Here is a 16,063-nt window from a genome sequence, read left to right on the forward strand (position 1 = left end):
GATATCCCCAAACTCTTTAATCGTTTTTATCAAGGGGATAAAGCGAGAAGTGCGTCAGAAGGAGCTGGATTAGGCCTTTCAATCGCGAATTGGATTGTAGACAAGCATTATGGGAAAATATTAGTAGAGAGCAAATGGGAAGAGGGTACTTGTTTTGAAGTGATTCTTCCTAAAAATCAAAGAATATAAGTGAGAAGACGATCTTGTTTTTACAAGGTCGTCTTTTTTTAAGGGAAAGTTAAGAAACTATTTATAACATGTATGATATACAGAAAGTTCGCCGTATGAAGAAGCAATTATAAAAAGGTATTTGAGCAAACTATATCGATCATAACGTTATTTCGATTATGTATAGGGAATGATGTAAAAGAAAGTGTAAGAGGGAGGAATTAATTTTGAAAAAGAAAATGATGACGGTATTCACTATTGGAGTAATGAGTTTAAGTATATTAGGCGGTGCCTCTCCTTCTGAAACATCAAAAGGAAAGACAGACTACAAGCAGCGCAGCAAAGAACAATTAAATAATGGAAAGATACATGCGGTACATACAGAAGAAAAGGCAGAGAATTTAGGGATTGAAACGGAAGGGAAAGAACAAATCACGCTAGAAAAAGAAATCCATGAGACGGAAGTAGGAAGGGAAGCAGAACAGTTAGGAATTTCGATTGAAGGAAAAGACGTTGGAACTCTTTCTGAAGAAATCTATGAAACAAAAATAAAGCAAGAAGCGTTAAAGCTAGGCATATCTATAGAGAATAAAACGATTGTAAATTTAATCAATCAAATTAATACGATTAAAATTAACAATGAAGCGGATAAATTAGGCATTTCGACAAATGGAAAAGAAATAGAGGACATTGAGGAAGAAATCTATGGAACGAAAGTAAGAGAGGAAGCAGGGAAGTTAGGTATTTCCCAAAAAGGAAAAGAGATAGAAACGTTAGCACAAGAAGTGTATGAACAAAAAGTACAGGAAGAAGCAAAAAAATATCATATTGATTTGTATGGTAAAGATATATATCAAGTATTAAAAGAAATTAATGAGCAAAAAGTATTACAAATGGCAGATGAGCTTAATATGGATAAAACGAATATGAACGTTCAAGAATTAGCCGAAAAAATAAAAAAAGATCAGCCTGAAAAAGGAAAAGAACTAAATTTTGTACCGGTGATTCGCACGGATGCTGACGCGTTTTATTCTTATTTAACGAACTAAAAAGGGCGTGAGAGTGATACGGAGATGGAAGTGGTATTTATGTATGGCCTTACTCGGTATAGCAGTATGGAACGTATATACAAATGGAATTACAAAGTATGTGGAGAAGTTAACATTCTTCCATATACGAAGCGGAAAAGAAGCAGAGTTTAGTAATAATGGTGAAAAGGTCATCTTATCAAATGTACCTTTAATTCAGCAATTACCAGAGCTAGATAGAGGCTGTGAAGTAACAAGTTTAGCGATGCTATTACAATACGCAGGTGTTTCAGTAGATAAGATGCAATTGGCAAGTGAAATCAAAAAGGTTAATTTTTTAGATGACGGTGTAAGAGGGAATCCGAATGAAGGATTTGTAGGAAATATTTATACTTTTTCTGAATCTGGATATGGTGTATATCATGAACCACTTTTTCAATTAGCAAAAAAGTATTTACCTAATAAAGCTGTAGACTTAACAGGGAAGAGTATAGAAGAAATGTATAAGAGTGTAAAATCAGGACAACCGGTAGTTATGATTACGAATGCAACATTTGCACCATTAGATGAGGATGAATTTACTACATGGGAAACAAATAGCGGAGATGTTTCTATTACGTATAATGAGCATTGTGTTGTGCTTGTTGGATATGATAAGGAATTTGTATATATTCGAGATCCTCTCAGTGAAAGTTTGGATGTAAAAGTACCGAGAGATCGTTTTGAAGAGGCATGGATGCAAATGGGGAGTCAGGCGATTAGTTATGTGAAAAGCAATTAGTAAGGAAAGGGATGTAAGGAATTATAAGAGGAGTTTTTGTGGGTGTATTTTGTTAAGAAATAAGAGAACTTCAGCTTATTATATAAGCTGAAGTTCTCTTATTTTTTATGATTAAATCTTTAGAAGTATTGAATATGTAAAAATGCATAATTGACGAAAAAATTACATGTTATCATTATATATTGTTTTATACATGTTTATTGTATAAAATTACACAAGTATTCGCATTACATAAAGGAGGTTTATTATGCAAAAAATATTTAACTGGGTTAAATGTATGAGTATCAAGAAAAAATTAATCATTTCATTCTTTCTTATTTTAACTATACCAGGACTTATTATCGGTGGTGTTTCATATCAAACTGCCAAAACAAATTTTGAACAACAAATCACAGGTAAAGCAAAGGAAAACATTTCGATTTTAAATACTGTTATTTCTCAAAATATAGAAGAGAAATTTGTTGATGCAGCATACTTTGCAGACATCTTAACAGAGGATACATATCCAAACGGGCAAGAAGAAATAGTAAGAACGAAGTTAGCACAATATATAAAACTTCATCCAGAGGTAGAAGGCATTTATATTGGAACGCAGACGGGAAAGTTTATAAGAGAACCATTTATCCAAATGGCTGATGGGTATAATCCAACAGATAGATCTTGGTATAAAGAAGCGCATGAAAATAAAGGGAAAGTCATTGTTACTGCACCATATCAATCAGCATCTACCAAAAATATGGTAGTGACAATTGCTAAAGAAGTAAAAGATGGTAAAGGTGTTATAGGAATTAACTTAAATTTAGATAACATCTTAAAAATTTCCAAAATGATTAATATTGGTGAAAAAGGTTATGCAGTTATTTTAGATCAAAATAAGCAAATTGTTAGTCATCCATCTAGAAAACCAGGTGCAAAAGTTACTGATCCTTGGATTAAACCAATTTATGAAGAAAAACAAGGAAATGTTTCTTATACAGAACAAGATGATAAAAAGAATTTAATCTTTGCAACAAATGAGAAAACGGGCTGGAAAGTAGTTGGAGTTATGTTCGATGAAGAAATTACCCAAGCTGCCAGTCCAATGTTTTATAAGACTTTTATTGTCATAGCTATCGCTATTGTATTTGGTAGTGTATTAATTTATTTCATTACAAAGTCTATTACAAGACCATTAAGAAGAATAGCTGACTCGGCACATAAAATTAGTAAGGGAGATTTGACAGAGAAAATTACAATCCATTCCAAGGATGACATAGGGAAATTAGGGGATTCCTTCAATGAAATGTCTGCCTCTTTACAAGATGTGATTACTCAAATTAGTTTTTCAGCAGAACATGTCGCTGCATCGGCTGAAGAGTTAACAGCGAGCGTACAGCAAGCGAATGATGCGACAGATCAAATTACAATTGCAATGGAACAAGTATCAGGTGGGGCTGAATCACAAAGTCAAGGTGTTGAAGAAGGTGCGGCTACATTACAACAAGTAAATACAGCAATTCAAGATGTAAATGGAAGCGCGGAATCAATTTCTATCTCCTCATTACATGCGAGAGAAAGAGCTGAAGAAGGGGAAGAATTGGTTGAACAAACAGCAAAACAAATGCAGTCTATTTCTAGATCGGTATCCGAGTCAGATGCTATTATTAAACTTCTTGATGAGAAATCAAAACAGGTAGGAGCTATTTCTGAAGCAATTCAAAACATTGCTACCCAAACGAACTTATTAGCTTTAAATGCGGCTATTGAAGCAGCAAGAGCAGGTGAACAGGGCCGAGGGTTTGCTATTGTAGCAGATGAGGTTAGAAAATTAGCGGAGCAATCAGGAGAATCATCTGGAGAGATTGCAAATTTAATTGCAGAAATTAAGGCTGATATTGAACATACTGTTAAGGCGATGGATAATGTGAATGGAGAAGTTCAACAAGGCCTTGATGTTGTAACAAAAACGAAAGTAAGTTTTACGGAAATTTTAAGTTCTACTACACATATTGTTTCTCAAGTAAATCAAATGGTAGAAACAACGAAGAGAATTGCTGGAGATGCAAATGAAGTGACAAATGCTATTGATGAAATTGCAGCGGCTGCAGAAGAAAATACAGCTAGTATGCAAAGTGTTGCTGCTTCAACAGAGGAACAAATGAATTCAATGGAAGAAATTAGTTCAGCTTCGCAAAATTTAGCTGAGATGGCCGAAGAACTACAAGCGATGACTAGTAAATTTAAAGTATAATAACAGCAGATAAGTAAGGTGAAAATAATATCACCTTACTTATTTTTCTATTTAGCAATTAGGGGAGTCATTAACGGGATGAAAAAAAGAAAAAGACTATGGAATTTATGGAAAACGATTACATTGCTAGTTTGTACAGTTGTAATTTTTTCTTTACTTGTGACAGATATATTAATTAGTCATAATGTAGAACGGACGACGGAGGATAGCCAAGCAGAGAAAGCAAGAACAATTGCACACATTGTGGCGAATGATTCGATTGTAATCGATGGTTTGACTGGGAAAGCAGATACTTCTGCAATCCAAACGTATACAAATAGAATATTAAAAAACACAGGTGTTCAATTTATTGTAGTTATGGACATGAATGGAATAAGAAAATCACATCCAAATCCTCAAAAAATAGGTCATCATTTTATTGGGGGAGATGAAGGGCCTGCATTGAAAGGAAAGGAACATGTATCGCTGGCAGAAGGAACGTTAGGTATTTCAATGCGAGTGTTTGTACCTGTATTTTCTGAAACAGGTGAACAACTTGGAGCGGTGGCCGTTGGTATTTCAGCAGATAATGTAAAAGAGAGAGTTAAGGAAAGTAGACATATCATTTATATTGGAGTTGGAGTTGGAGTACTAGTCGGAATTATAGGAGCAATATTACTAGCTAGACATATAAAGAAAAGTTTATTTGGTCTTGAACCTCACAGGATAGCAAAAATTCTTGAAGAAAGAAATACGATGCTACAATCTGTAAAGGAAGGTATTATTGCTGTAGATAAAGAGGCCAATGTAACTTTAATAAATAATGAGGCAAAACGATTGTTTAAGAAAAGTGGTCTTGAAGAAGATTTTATTGGTAAAGATGTTGAGTTGTATATGCCTAATTCACGTATAAAAGAAGTATTACAAACGGGAGAGGTACAATTAAACGAAGAACAAAATATTTATGGAATTACGATTGTGACGAATCGTGTTCCTTTATATGTAAAAGGAGAAATAGTTGGTGCGATTGCAACATTTCGTGATAAAACAGAGATTAGAAAATTAGCAGAAGAATTAACTGGTATTAGACTATATGCGGAAGCATTACGGGCACAATCGCATGAATTTATGAATAAAATGCATGTCGTATTAGGGCTTACACACATGAAGCAGTATGAAGAATTACAGAAGTATATAAGCGGTATGGTATCAGAGCATCAATATGAAATTGGTGGGGTTATGGAAAGAATAAAAAGTCCAGTATTTGCTGGTTTTTTACTTGGGAAACTTAGCTATGCTAGAGAGAAAAATATAAAATTAATCATAAGTGAAGATTCTTACATGCCGGAAATAGATGATGAAAGTATTATTCATGAACTAATTACGATTGTCGGAAATTTAATTGATAATGCATTAGAGGCAGTGACGAATTGTGAAAAGAAGCAAGTTGAACTTGAGATACAATATGGGGATACATTAACTATTACAGTACAAGATACAGGAAAAGGTATACCAGAAGAAGAAATAGGGGCATTATTTACGAAAGGTTATTCCACAAAGGGAGATAACCGTGGTTATGGCTTGTATCTTGTAAAAGAAAGTATACAGAGAATAAATGGGGAAATTCATATGCATTCATTAGTAGGAAAGGGCACAACGATAACAATTGAAATACCTAAAGGTAGGGATGAGAGGCAAATATGATTAAAGTTTTAATTGTAGAAGATGACCCGATGGTAGCAATGTTAAATACGCATTATTTAGAGCAAGTAGGAGGGTTTGAACTTGTTCAAGCAGTTAACTCCGTTAAAGAAGCGATAGAAGTATTAAAGGAATCACGAGTAGATTTAGTATTACTTGATATTTTTATGCCTGAAGAAACTGGATTTGAGCTTTTAATGTATATTCGGAACCAAGAAAAAGAAATCGATATTATGATGATTTCAGCTGTACATGATATGGGAAGTATTAAAAAAGCATTACAATATGGTGTAGTAGATTATTTAATTAAACCATTTACATTTGAACGATTTAAAAAGGCATTAACTATATATCGAGAAAAACTTACTTTCATGAAAGAACAACAAAAAATTAGTCAATCGGAATTAGATTCGTTAATTTTGCAAAAAGAAAAAAGAGAGCCTACTGTCACTCAAGAGCTTCCAAAAGGATTAACGAAGCAAACGATGCGATTAATTTGGCAGAAGATCGAGTCGTTGAATGGACGAGCATTTACAACAGACGAAATGGCACAATTAGTAGGAGTTTCAAGAGTTTCTATTCGAAAGTATGTAATGTTTTTGACTGAAATTGGAGTATTAGAAAACGAAATGGTGTATCAACATGTGGGAAGACCAGTGAGTAAATTAAGATGTATTGACCAAAATAAAATAGAGTTTTACGTATAAGCGACTTATTATAAGTCGCTTATACTTTTTTTAATTACAAAATCAATTACAAAACTTACAAAAACTATTTTTACTATTGAAAGCGTTTTAATATTGTTATTAAGAAAACAAGGGGGTGCCATATGGGAATTCAAAAGAATGTGGAAGCGGTATCATTTCCTGAAGGAAATGAAGCACAAAGAGAATCGTTCGCTTCTAAAATTATGAATGTAAAAATCGGTGTTATACCTTTACCGTTATATGTAGTATTGGCTGCTATTATTTATGGGGCATCTGTATATAATAAATTGCCAGCAGATATGATTGGTGGATTTGCAGTTATTATGATCATGGGTATTTTCTTAGGCGACATTGGGATGAGAATTCCAATTTTGAAAAATATCGGTGGTCCAGCAATACTTTCGTTATTTATTCCATCATTACTTGTATTCTTTAACTGGATGAATCCAGCTTCAATGGAAGCTGCAACTATGTTAATGAAAAAATCGAACTTTTTATATTTATATATTTCTTGTTTAGTAGTCGGAAGTATTTTAGGAATGAACCGTAAAGTGTTAGTACAAGGTTTCGTTCGTATGTTTATTCCCTTAGTAGTAGGGACGTTAGCTTCTGTAGCAGTAGGATTATTGGTCGGTTCACTATTTGGATTTGAAATGAAGCAAACTTTCTTCTTTATCATCGTACCCATTGTGAGTGGTGGTATCGGAGAAGGGATTTTACCATTGTCATTAGCTTATAGTGATATTTTAAATGAATCATCAGCAACGTTTGTATCGCAGCTTATTCCAGCGGCTATTATTGGAAATATGTTTGCAATCGTGAGTGCAGGGTATATGAAGCGTTTAGGTGAGAAGAAGCCGGAACTTAGTGGTAACGGTGTATTAGTGAAAACAGATAATCAAGCAGAGTTATTAAAAGAACAAAATACAGAGAAACCAATTGACTTCTCATTAATGGGAGCAGGTTTATTAATTGCGTGTACGTTCTTCATCTTTGGAGGATTTGCTTCTAAGTTCATCGGTATTCCTGGAGCAATCATTATGATTTTTTCAGCAGCACTTGTGAAATATTTTAAATTAATGCCAGCAAAAATGGAGCAAGGAGCATTCCATTTATATAAATTTATTTCAAAGAATTTAACTTGGCCGTTAATGGTCGGATTAGGGTTGCTATATATTCCGCTAAAAGACGTAGCAGCAGTTCTTTCAGTAGGATATGTTGTTGTGTGCGCATCAGTTGTTCTTACAATGGTAGCATCAGGTTTTCTTGTAGGGAAAGTGATGAAAATGTATCCAGTTGAATCAGCAATTGTAACGGGATGTCATAGTGGTTTAGGTGGAACTGGAGATGTTGCTATTTTATCAGCTTCAAATCGTATGGAATTAATGCCGTTTGCGCAAATTTCAACACGTTTAGGCGGGGCAGCAATGGTTGTAACAGCGACAATTTTATTAAAAATGTTTTCATGATCAAACAAGCTAGCTATATTCATATAGCTAGCTTGTCAAATTAAGGGGAGATTATAAGTATGTTAGAGAATCAAATTAATGAAAGATCATTGTTATTGCATAAAGAATTAGTAGGGAAAATTGAAATTACAAGTAAAGTAGAAGTAAATTCAGCGGATGATTTAAGCCTGACATATACACCAGGTGTAGCGGAGTCTTGCAAAGCAATTGCGGCGGATGAAGAAACAGTGTATGACTATACAGCACGCGGTAATATGGTGGCAGTTGTCTCAGATGGAACAGCGGTACTTGGTTTAGGGAATATTGGACCGAAAGCAGCTATGCCTGTTATGGAAGGGAAGAGTATCTTATTTAAGAAATTTGCGAATGTAGATGCCTTTCCGTTATGTTTAGGTACGACTGATGTGGATGAAATCGTTACCCTTGTGAAAAATTTAGAGCCTACGTTTGCAGGAATTAACTTAGAAGATATTGCGGCACCACGTTGTTTTGAAATTGAAAAGCGATTAAAAGCAGAAACAAATATTCCTGTATTCCATGATGATCAACATGGAACCGCTATTGTCGTCTTAGCAGCTGTTATTAATGCATTAAAAGTTGTTAGCAAACAAATGGATAATGTGAAAATTGTTATTAACGGTGCGGGTTCGGCAGGAATTGCAATTGGAAAATTATTATTAAAGGCTGGTGCAAAGCGCATTACGTTAGTTAGCTTAGAAGGTATTGTTTGTGAAGGTGAATCATGGATGAACGAAGCACAAATTGAAGTTTCTAAAAAGACAAATCGAGAATATGTGCGTGGAACGTTAAAAGAAGCGATTCATCAAGCTGATATTTTTATTGGCGTATCTGCTCCTAACGTATTAACGAAAGAACTTGTACAAACGATGAATGAGAAAGCAATTGTGTTTGCTATGGCGAATCCAATTCCAGAAATCTTCCCAGAGGATGCATTAGAGGCTGGGGCAGCTGTAGTAGGAACCGGGCGCTCGGATTATGCGAATCAAGTAAATAATGTATTGGCGTTCCCAGGGATATTCCGTGGTGCGTTAGATGTGCGCGCGACGGATATTACAGAAGAGATGAAATTAGCGGCAGCATATGGGATCGCTAACATCATTACGGACGAAGAACGTAATACGAATTATGTAATCCCGAATCCGTTAGATAAAAGAGTTGTTCCAAGTGTTGCGGAAGCGGTAGCGAAGGCAGCTATTGATTCAGGCGTGGCGCAAATTACGACAATACCAAGTTATTAATAGCAAAAAGCAGTGCCTAAAAAGGCACTGCTTTTTTGAGATAAGAAATCAAAATAATGAAGAAGTGTAGAATTATTTATGTTTCTTCACTATTTATTTAATTCCATTGCAACTTGTTTACCATTTACTAAAACCTCAGTTACTGCTACGATCACTTCTATCACTTTTTTCATCTCTCATCTCTCCTCATTTCATTTCTTACTTTAAGTATAAGAGAAGAGAGATACTTCAACTATCGAAGTACATGACGTAGAAATTACATTGTTGTAAGAAAGTGGTTTATTTTTGTCACTTTACTTAGCGGTGATTACAAATTGCTCATAATATTTTTCATTTACATATATGTTTAATACCCATAATCCAGATGAAGGTAGTGACATAGTGAGTGGGAGTTCGGTTGTAGTAGAATCAATTGTATTTGAAGTAGTCCAAGTTGGTTTAGAATTTTCTTGTTGAAAGAGTACGGGTGTTGGGGTTACTGATCCTTGTTTTAGTGCAACAATAGATAGTTTTCCAGTTGGCATTTCAGGATCTAAAAAGTACCACATCATTTCATTGTGTTCATTTGCGATAATAGGTTTATCAGCCATTGCGACTTTTTCTTCGATGCCTTTTAAAGGTATTTTTTCTTGTATGAAGGAGGGTGTTTCTTCCCAATTTACATCTTTTAAAACGCTAAGATGAAAGAAGGAAGGTGCATTAACTTGAGTGGATGACGTTGTGATAGCTTCTTTTTTAGGTGCTTCTGAATCAGGCTGCGCTTGTGTGCATCCAGCGATGAGAAAGGAGAAAAGTAGCATAGTTCCAATTTTTTTCATGGTGTCACACTCCTAATTTTTATTGTTAGTGTAATTGTATTTGCTAGAAAGCGGGACAATTCCTTTAAAACGTCAAAAGAGGTCGTAAGTTTTGTACGACCTCTTTTGACATTTTCTATATTTGCTCAGTTGTAAAGGTTGGTTCTCGTTCTTTTTGCGGCATCGTTAAGAAAATAACAGAAAGAACGATACATACGCCGCCTAGTAATTGATAGGCTCCAAAGGATTCATTTAGCCAAGCGATTGAAACAATGGCAGCTACAAGTGGTTCAATGCTAGATAAAATGCTTGTTTCTGTTGCTGCTAAATATTTCAGACTACCGATATAGAGAAGGAAAGAAAGGGTGCCACTTATGATGATAAGAATAAGCATAGAAAAAGTTTTTGGTGTAAAAGTTTGTGAAAGCTGATTCCATTCAAACGAGCGATTACAAATAAGCAGGGCAATGCCACCGATTAACATCCCCCAGCCAATTACTACAGTTGTTCCGCATTCTTTAATAAGAGAAGCTGGATGAAGGGTATAAAATGCAAAGCCAATTGCTGTTAATAGACCAAAAATAATGGCTTCTTTTGATAAAACAATATTTTCAATTGAACCGTTTGTAATAATAAAGTACGTCCCTGTTAGTGCTGTTATAATTGCGAGTAGTTGCAGAGAAGCAGGGAATTCTCGTTGTTCAAATGCGACATAAATGGTAATAAGAACAGGACCTAGAAATTGAAACAATGTCGCTGTGACAGCATTACTAATATGAACTGTTTCGATAAAGGCATATTGGGCACCAAGCATGCCGAGAATAGAGAAAATAATAAGTTGTATAGAATGTCTAGGATGTTTCCAAATTTGAAATATTTTTTGTTTCTTTATAAGCAAGAAAGATAAAATAAATATTCCCGCAAGCAACAAGCGAATTGTTAAAAAATCAATTGAGGATACATTAGTATGCTGAAATAGCCACTGAATCATTGGACCAGATAATCCCCATAATGTAGCCCCTGTAATAATCATAATGAGTCCGATACGTCTACCATTGTTCATTATCATGTTTCTCCTCTCCGGTATTTGATTTTTTATGTGTGACATGATAAAAGGAATTATATATAACTTCTGGTACTGTAAAAAGTATCAGATATTAGTTTTATTAAGGGGTCAGATATTGTGTTAGAATTAACGCCTAATTTAAATACGAAAAGTAAAATAGCATTGTACGTGCAATTGTATGAGTATATAAAAAAAGAGATTAAAGATGGAACGATTCCGGCTTTAACAAAATTACCTGCGAAAAGAAAGCTGGCGAGCTATTTACAAGTGAGTAAGAATACAGTAGAAGCGGCTTACGAGCAATTACTTGCAGAAGGTTATATCGAATCGGTATCGAGAAAAGGTTATTTTGTATGTGAAATTGAACAAATGATTTATGTAGAAGGAAGCGAAGTGAAAGTAGAAGAAGTGCCGTTTCGGGAGGAGAACTATACATTTGATTTCACCCAAACAGGGGTTGATACGAATACGTTTCCGTTCACTATGTACCGTAAGCTTATAAATGATGTATGGCAGCCACATAATAATGAGTTGCTTTTTCTTGGACACCCTCAAGGAGAATTGAGCTTAAGGGAGGAAATTGCGAGCTATTTGTATGAATCTAGAGGTGTACGTTGTTCAGCTAGTCAAATTGTATTAGGAGCGGGAACGCAAATATTAGTGAAGCTACTTTTTCAATTGTTGAAGGGAAGTAATTATGCAGTTGAAAACCCAGGTTATCATAGGAAAATGGTCGTTTTTGAACAGGGAGAAAAGAAGGTTCAAATGTTGTCTTTAGATAGGGATGGAATTTGTATGGCGGATTTAGAGAATAGCGATGCAAATGTTGTATTTGTAACGCCTTCTCATCAATTCCCATATGGAATGATTATGCCTATTACGAGAAGGACGCAGCTTTTACAATGGGCAAAGAAAGAAGAAGATAGATATATTATTGAAGATGATTACGATAGTGAATTTCGCTATTCAGGGAAGCCAATTCCAGCACTACAAGGGTTAGATACAGATGGGAAAGTTATTTATATGGGGACGCTATCAAAAGCTTTATTGCCCTCATTAAGAATGAGTTATATAGTATTACCGAAGAATTTAATTAACAAGTATCAAAAGGAATATTTGTTTTATACGCAAAGTGTTTCAAGAATGGACCAAGAAGTGATTAGAAAGTTTTTAAATGAAGGTTATTGGGAAAAACATATTCATAAAATGCGTGTCGTCTACCGGAAAAAGAGAGATCGACTTGTTTTTGAAATAGAAAAGTATTTCTCTAATCGTGTTGAAGTAATAGGAGAAGATTCTGGATTACACATTTTATTACAAGTGCATAATGGAATGCGAGAAGAAGAACTCATTAAAGAAGCTGCGAAATATAGTATTAAACTATATCCTGTTTCTACGTATTATAAAGAAGGTACTGCACCTGAAAATGTAGTTTTACTTGGGTTTGCGATTTTATTAGAAGAAGAAATTGCGAAAGCGATTCAATTATTACATAAGGCATGGTATACAACAAAGTAAAAAAACATCCTCCAAGAATGAGGATGTTTTTTATTATTTATTTTCATCTAAGAATAAGACCATATGCTCTTCGTCCCAATATTGTCCGTTATATTTTAACGAACGTTCTTGCACACCAAATGTTTTAAATCCTAATGATTCATAAAGTTTTTTTGCTCCATCGTTGCCAACAACAACATCAAGCATAACTTGTTCTACTTCTAAAGATTTAGCAAGTTCAAGACATTCTTTAATAAGTGCTTTTCCTGCTCCAAGTCCGCGTGCTTTTGGAGACACATATACAGAACCGATTTTAGCTTTATGTTCTTGTTTTACATATGGTTTCGTTTCCAGTGTTGCAACCCCGATTAATTGTCCATCTTTAAATGCACCTAGCGTATAGTTTTCATCTTGTGCTAATTTTTGTGCTTTATATTCAATCGCACACTCTTTATTAATAATATCTTCATAAGAAGAGCTGAAAGCTTCAGGGTTTTGCTTTAATCCTTCTACACGAAGTTCTAAGTAAATTTCCGCTTCGTCTTTTGTTAATACATGGATATCCAATTATATCACCCTCCAAATCTTTGCAAATGTACCTTTATTTTATATTGAAATAAGAATAATTTCAAAAGCTTAGCTTATATGAGCTGATTTTATGAACAAAATAACACCAGTAGTGTTTACTACTACTGGTGTTTTCACACGCATCTTATTCAAAAGGTAGCTCAATTATAAAGTTTGTTCCTACTCCTAATTGGCTTGTTACTAGAATGGAACCGTTATGCAATTCTACAATTTCTTTTGCAACAGCTAGCCCAATACCTTTGCCGCCAGTAGCCCTCGTTCTGGATTTATCAACACGATAAAAACGATCAAAAATATGCGGGATATCTTCTTCAGGAATACCTTCTCCTTCATCGTCTACACTTATTGTAAAAGAATTTGTTTCCGTGAGTACACGTATTGTAATAGAGGTGTTTTCTGGCGAATGTTGATAAGCATTGTGTAATAAATTTAACATAACTTGTTCCATACGTCTTTCGTCTATGCAAACTTCTAAATTATCTTTGCAATATACATGGAGTTGCATTTGTTTATTTGTTAATGTTGTTTTTGTTTTTTCAACCATTCGTTCTAAAAATGGCCTAAGAATCACTTTTTGTTTTTTGATAACAAACTGGTGTTGTTCTAATTGCACCAGCATAAATAAATCTTGGACGAGATCAGTCACACTATCTGTTTCATCCTCAATGATTTGTAAGTATTCTTCACGCTCTTCTTTCGTTAAAGAGTCCCTTTTTGCTACCTTCGCATAACCTTTCATATAGGTCAATGGCGTTAATAGTTCATGGGCGACACTAGCAAGAAATTCATTGCGTTCTTTTTTCATATAAGTCAGTTCACTGGATAAATCTTCAATCGTCTTTGCTAAGCTTCCAAGTTCATCATTCCGTTTAATACCTAATTGAATTGGCTTATTTAATTTTGACATTTTTTCTGTTGCCCTCTTCATTTTTATAAGCGGTTCTGTAATAACACGAGAAAAAACAAAGACAGAAATAGTCGTTAAAATAATTGTCACAACACTAATGATAAGAAATTGGTTCATAAGTTTAAGTAACATATTTTCTAAGAAAGATGTTTTTAACAACATATATAACTTTCCTTGAAATTCTTCTGTGTTAAGTGGACTTACCGTTGTGATGAATTTTGATTTTTTCCAGTTCTTTTCGACGATCAATCCGCCTTTTGGAATAGGTTCTGTTTTACAAGTAAGTTGTTTTTGCATTGCCTTTGTTACGGGTTCTGAAGTGGAAATGATTTTGCCATTATTGTCAGTTATAATGATAGCTATATCAGAGTTAGCGATTGATTCTGATTCTACTAAGTGTTCAGCTTCATCCGCGATATCAAACTCTGGATACATAGGACGTTTAGGATTTTTATTGTATTCAGCGCGTTCGACGTGTTTCTTTTCTTTAGCAATTGCACTCCACTTTGTGCGATTTGTAATTTTGCTACTATAGCGATTGCCTTTTTCTAAAAGAGCAAGTGTTTCTTCCTCAATCCGCATTGTTGAAATACTTTTGTAAAAAGATACGAAAGCAATTGTTTCAATACATAAAGCTAATATTAAAAAGTATGTCCCAATTTTAAGTGAAAGTTTACTCATTTTCTCACCATACCTTATTTCATATAAAGGGTCAGTGATATACTATTGTCCACTGACCGAAGTAATTATTCACTTTTCCATTTATATCCGACTTTATAGACAGTTTCTAAGTAATTTTCAACTGGAAATCCTTTTTTGCGTAATTTATCACGGATATTGCGGATATGTGAATCGATTGTTCTATATTCAATGTCTGTTTCATAACCCCAAATTTTTTCGATTAAATCATCTCGGCTATAAGCACGGTTTGTATTTTGTAAAAATAGTCCAAGTAACGAAAACTCGATAGGCGTTAGTGAGATTTTTTCATCATATACTGTGACAGTATGTTTCGTTTTATCCCACTCGATACCATTGAAGCTAACGAATCCATCTTTCTTTGTACGGCGTAATATAGCCTCAATTCGTGCAACCAATACATGCTCATCAAATGGTTTTGTAATATAGTCATCCGCGCCCATAGTGAGGCCTTTCACCATATCGTAATTTTGATTACGAGCTGTTAGCATAATAATTGGAACGTTGGAAATTTGACGGATTTGATAGCAAGTATCCCATCCATCCATATTCGGCATCATAACATCTAACAAAATAATATCGAAGTCTTTTTGTTCTATTAACTTTAGTGCTTCAAGGCCAGAGGTAGCTTTCATACAAAAATAGCCACGAGGACTTAAGAACAGATCTAATAATCGTAACATGCGTTCTTCATCGTCTACTAATAAAATTTTTACCATAATCTTGTGCACCCCAAACTGTTCATTCTACTTGTATAGTTTACATGAAAATAATAAAAAACTCTTTTTATGTGATTGAGTGGAAGAGTTATTTGTCGCTCAGAGTAATTGACATAAAAAATGCACTAGTTTTGCACAACTATTTTTTATAATAGAAAACGTAGCGACACAAAATACCCTATGTTGCGACATAACGTCATGTCATTTTATTTATAAAATGACAATTCCATTCTATTGTGTATGTGAGATAGAGAGGGTTTTCGTATTCACCTCGCATCGGATAAGAAAAATTTCCTATCTCACACTTTTTTTAAAAGGAGATCATACACATGAATCCAAAAGAAGAAATTTCAAAAAAAGAAAAGCAAGATCGTAATACGGTTGTCATGTGCATTGCCGTATCTATGGTTATTATTATAAGTTGTGTAAATAAAATTTTGGGGATTTTATAATATAAAAAAGCTTATT

Annotated in this window: 15 protein-coding genes and 1 pseudogene; 11 read left to right on the forward strand and 5 right to left on the reverse strand. The window is 34.3% G+C overall.

Annotated features, from left to right (window positions below; all coding sequences use genetic code 11):
- The 9 genes and pseudogenes from MR113_RS19255 to MR113_RS19290 form a co-directional block, all read left to right on the forward strand.
- Positions 1-189: ATP-binding protein (locus MR113_RS19255; RefSeq protein ID WP_242256248.1), on the forward strand; the 189-nt coding region annotated here is incomplete at its 5' end.
- Positions 190-395: 206 nt separating this feature from the next.
- The gene (locus MR113_RS19260) at positions 396-1,217 is read left to right on the forward strand and encodes a transporter (protein ID WP_242256250.1); all 822 of its coding nucleotides are present in this window, start codon (positions 396-398) and stop codon (positions 1,215-1,217) included.
- 13 nt (positions 1,218-1,230) lie between these two features.
- On the forward strand, positions 1,231-1,977 hold the full coding sequence (locus MR113_RS19265) for a C39 family peptidase (protein WP_242256252.1): 747 nt from the start codon (positions 1,231-1,233) through the stop codon (positions 1,975-1,977).
- A 277-nt stretch (positions 1,978-2,254) separates the two neighbouring features.
- Positions 2,255-3,268, forward strand: a pseudogene (locus tag MR113_RS28730) (HAMP domain-containing protein); the annotation flags it as partial.
- A gap of 120 nt (positions 3,269-3,388) precedes the next feature.
- A complete protein-coding gene (locus MR113_RS28735; protein WP_463672354.1) occupies positions 3,389-4,207 on the forward strand; it encodes a methyl-accepting chemotaxis protein in 819 nt (272 codons plus the stop codon).
- A gap of 78 nt (positions 4,208-4,285) precedes the next feature.
- Positions 4,286-5,890 (forward strand): sensor histidine kinase, encoded by a 1,605-nt coding sequence (locus tag MR113_RS19275; RefSeq protein WP_242256257.1) that lies wholly within the window; start codon positions 4,286-4,288, stop codon positions 5,888-5,890.
- Positions 5,887-6,594 carry a response regulator gene (locus MR113_RS19280; RefSeq protein WP_242256259.1) on the forward strand — a complete coding sequence of 236 codons (708 nt, stop codon included), beginning with the start codon at positions 5,887-5,889 and terminating at the stop codon, positions 6,592-6,594. The genes MR113_RS19275 and MR113_RS19280 overlap by 4 nt, the downstream gene beginning before the upstream one ends.
- A 122-nt stretch (positions 6,595-6,716) precedes the next feature.
- On the forward strand, positions 6,717-8,063 hold the full coding sequence (locus MR113_RS19285; protein ID WP_073517335.1) for a 2-hydroxycarboxylate transporter family protein: 1,347 nt from the start codon (positions 6,717-6,719) through the stop codon (positions 8,061-8,063).
- A gap of 59 nt (positions 8,064-8,122) precedes the next feature.
- Entirely contained in the window at positions 8,123-9,322 is a 1,200-nt protein-coding gene (locus MR113_RS19290; protein ID WP_097818144.1) for an NAD(P)-dependent malic enzyme, read from the forward strand.
- Positions 9,323-9,615: 293 nt separating this feature from the next.
- Here MR113_RS19290 and MR113_RS19295 read toward each other — a convergent pair whose 3' ends face one another.
- Positions 9,616-10,140 (reverse strand): DUF4871 domain-containing protein, encoded by a 525-nt coding sequence (locus MR113_RS19295; protein ID WP_242256261.1) that lies wholly within the window; start codon positions 10,138-10,140, stop codon positions 9,616-9,618.
- 115 nt (positions 10,141-10,255) lie between these two features.
- Positions 10,256-11,182, reverse strand: a complete 927-nt coding sequence (locus MR113_RS19300; RefSeq protein ID WP_242256263.1) for a DMT family transporter — start codon at positions 11,180-11,182, stop codon at positions 10,256-10,258.
- Between the two features lie 120 nt (positions 11,183-11,302).
- Between MR113_RS19300 and pdxR the strand changes: the two genes are divergently transcribed.
- Entirely contained in the window at positions 11,303-12,703 is a 1,401-nt protein-coding gene (gene pdxR / locus MR113_RS19305; RefSeq protein WP_097818147.1) for a MocR-like pyridoxine biosynthesis transcription factor PdxR, read from the forward strand.
- Between the two features lie 33 nt (positions 12,704-12,736).
- On the opposite strand, the gene MR113_RS19310 is transcribed toward pdxR, so the two are convergent.
- The 3 genes from MR113_RS19310 to MR113_RS19320 all read right to left on the reverse strand — a co-directional run bounded on the left by MR113_RS19310 (position 12,737) and on the right by MR113_RS19320 (position 15,595).
- The gene (locus MR113_RS19310) at positions 12,737-13,249 is read right to left on the reverse strand and encodes a GNAT family N-acetyltransferase (RefSeq protein ID WP_000351216.1); all 513 of its coding nucleotides are present in this window, start codon (positions 13,247-13,249) and stop codon (positions 12,737-12,739) included.
- Between the two features lie 145 nt (positions 13,250-13,394).
- Positions 13,395-14,858, reverse strand: a complete 1,464-nt coding sequence (locus MR113_RS19315) for a HAMP domain-containing sensor histidine kinase (protein WP_242256265.1) — start codon at positions 14,856-14,858, stop codon at positions 13,395-13,397.
- A 65-nt stretch (positions 14,859-14,923) separates the two neighbouring features.
- A complete protein-coding gene (locus MR113_RS19320; protein WP_000238949.1) occupies positions 14,924-15,595 on the reverse strand; it encodes a response regulator transcription factor in 672 nt (223 codons plus the stop codon).
- 329 nt (positions 15,596-15,924) lie between these two features.
- Between MR113_RS19320 and MR113_RS28395 the strand changes: the two genes are divergently transcribed.
- Entirely contained in the window at positions 15,925-16,047 is a 123-nt protein-coding gene (locus MR113_RS28395; RefSeq protein ID WP_001068388.1) for a hypothetical protein, read from the forward strand.
- Positions 16,048-16,063 lie beyond the last annotated feature (16 nt).

Origin of the sequence: Bacillus cereus group sp. BfR-BA-01379 (genome assembly GCF_022663605.1) — a bacterium.
Lineage (GTDB): Bacteria > Bacillota > Bacilli > Bacillales > Bacillaceae_G > Bacillus_A > Bacillus_A mobilis.

What these genes read in the sequence shown, in the direction of transcription:
- MR113_RS28735 (WP_463672354.1), top strand. Translation starts at nt 3,389, where the DNA reads ATGGAACAAGTATCAGGTGGGGCTGAATCACAAAGTCAAGGTGTTGAA.
- MR113_RS19275 (WP_242256257.1), top strand. Translation starts at nt 4,286, where the DNA reads ATGAAAAAAAGAAAAAGACTATGGAATTTATGGAAAACGATTACATTG.
- MR113_RS19280 (WP_242256259.1), top strand. Translation starts at nt 5,887, where the DNA reads ATGATTAAAGTTTTAATTGTAGAAGATGACCCGATGGTAGCAATGTTA.
- MR113_RS19285 (WP_073517335.1), top strand. Translation starts at nt 6,717, where the DNA reads ATGGGAATTCAAAAGAATGTGGAAGCGGTATCATTTCCTGAAGGAAAT.
- MR113_RS19290 (WP_097818144.1), top strand. Translation starts at nt 8,123, where the DNA reads ATGTTAGAGAATCAAATTAATGAAAGATCATTGTTATTGCATAAAGAA.
- MR113_RS19295 (WP_242256261.1), bottom strand. Translation starts at nt 10,140, where the DNA reads ATGAAAAAAATTGGAACTATGCTACTTTTCTCCTTTCTCATCGCTGGA.
- MR113_RS19300 (WP_242256263.1), bottom strand. Translation starts at nt 11,182, where the DNA reads ATGAACAATGGTAGACGTATCGGACTCATTATGATTATTACAGGGGCT.
- MR113_RS19315 (WP_242256265.1), bottom strand. Translation starts at nt 14,858, where the DNA reads ATGAGTAAACTTTCACTTAAAATTGGGACATACTTTTTAATATTAGCT.
- MR113_RS19320 (WP_000238949.1), bottom strand. Translation starts at nt 15,595, where the DNA reads ATGGTAAAAATTTTATTAGTAGACGATGAAGAACGCATGTTACGATTA.
- MR113_RS28395 (WP_001068388.1), top strand. Translation starts at nt 15,925, where the DNA reads ATGAATCCAAAAGAAGAAATTTCAAAAAAAGAAAAGCAAGATCGTAAT.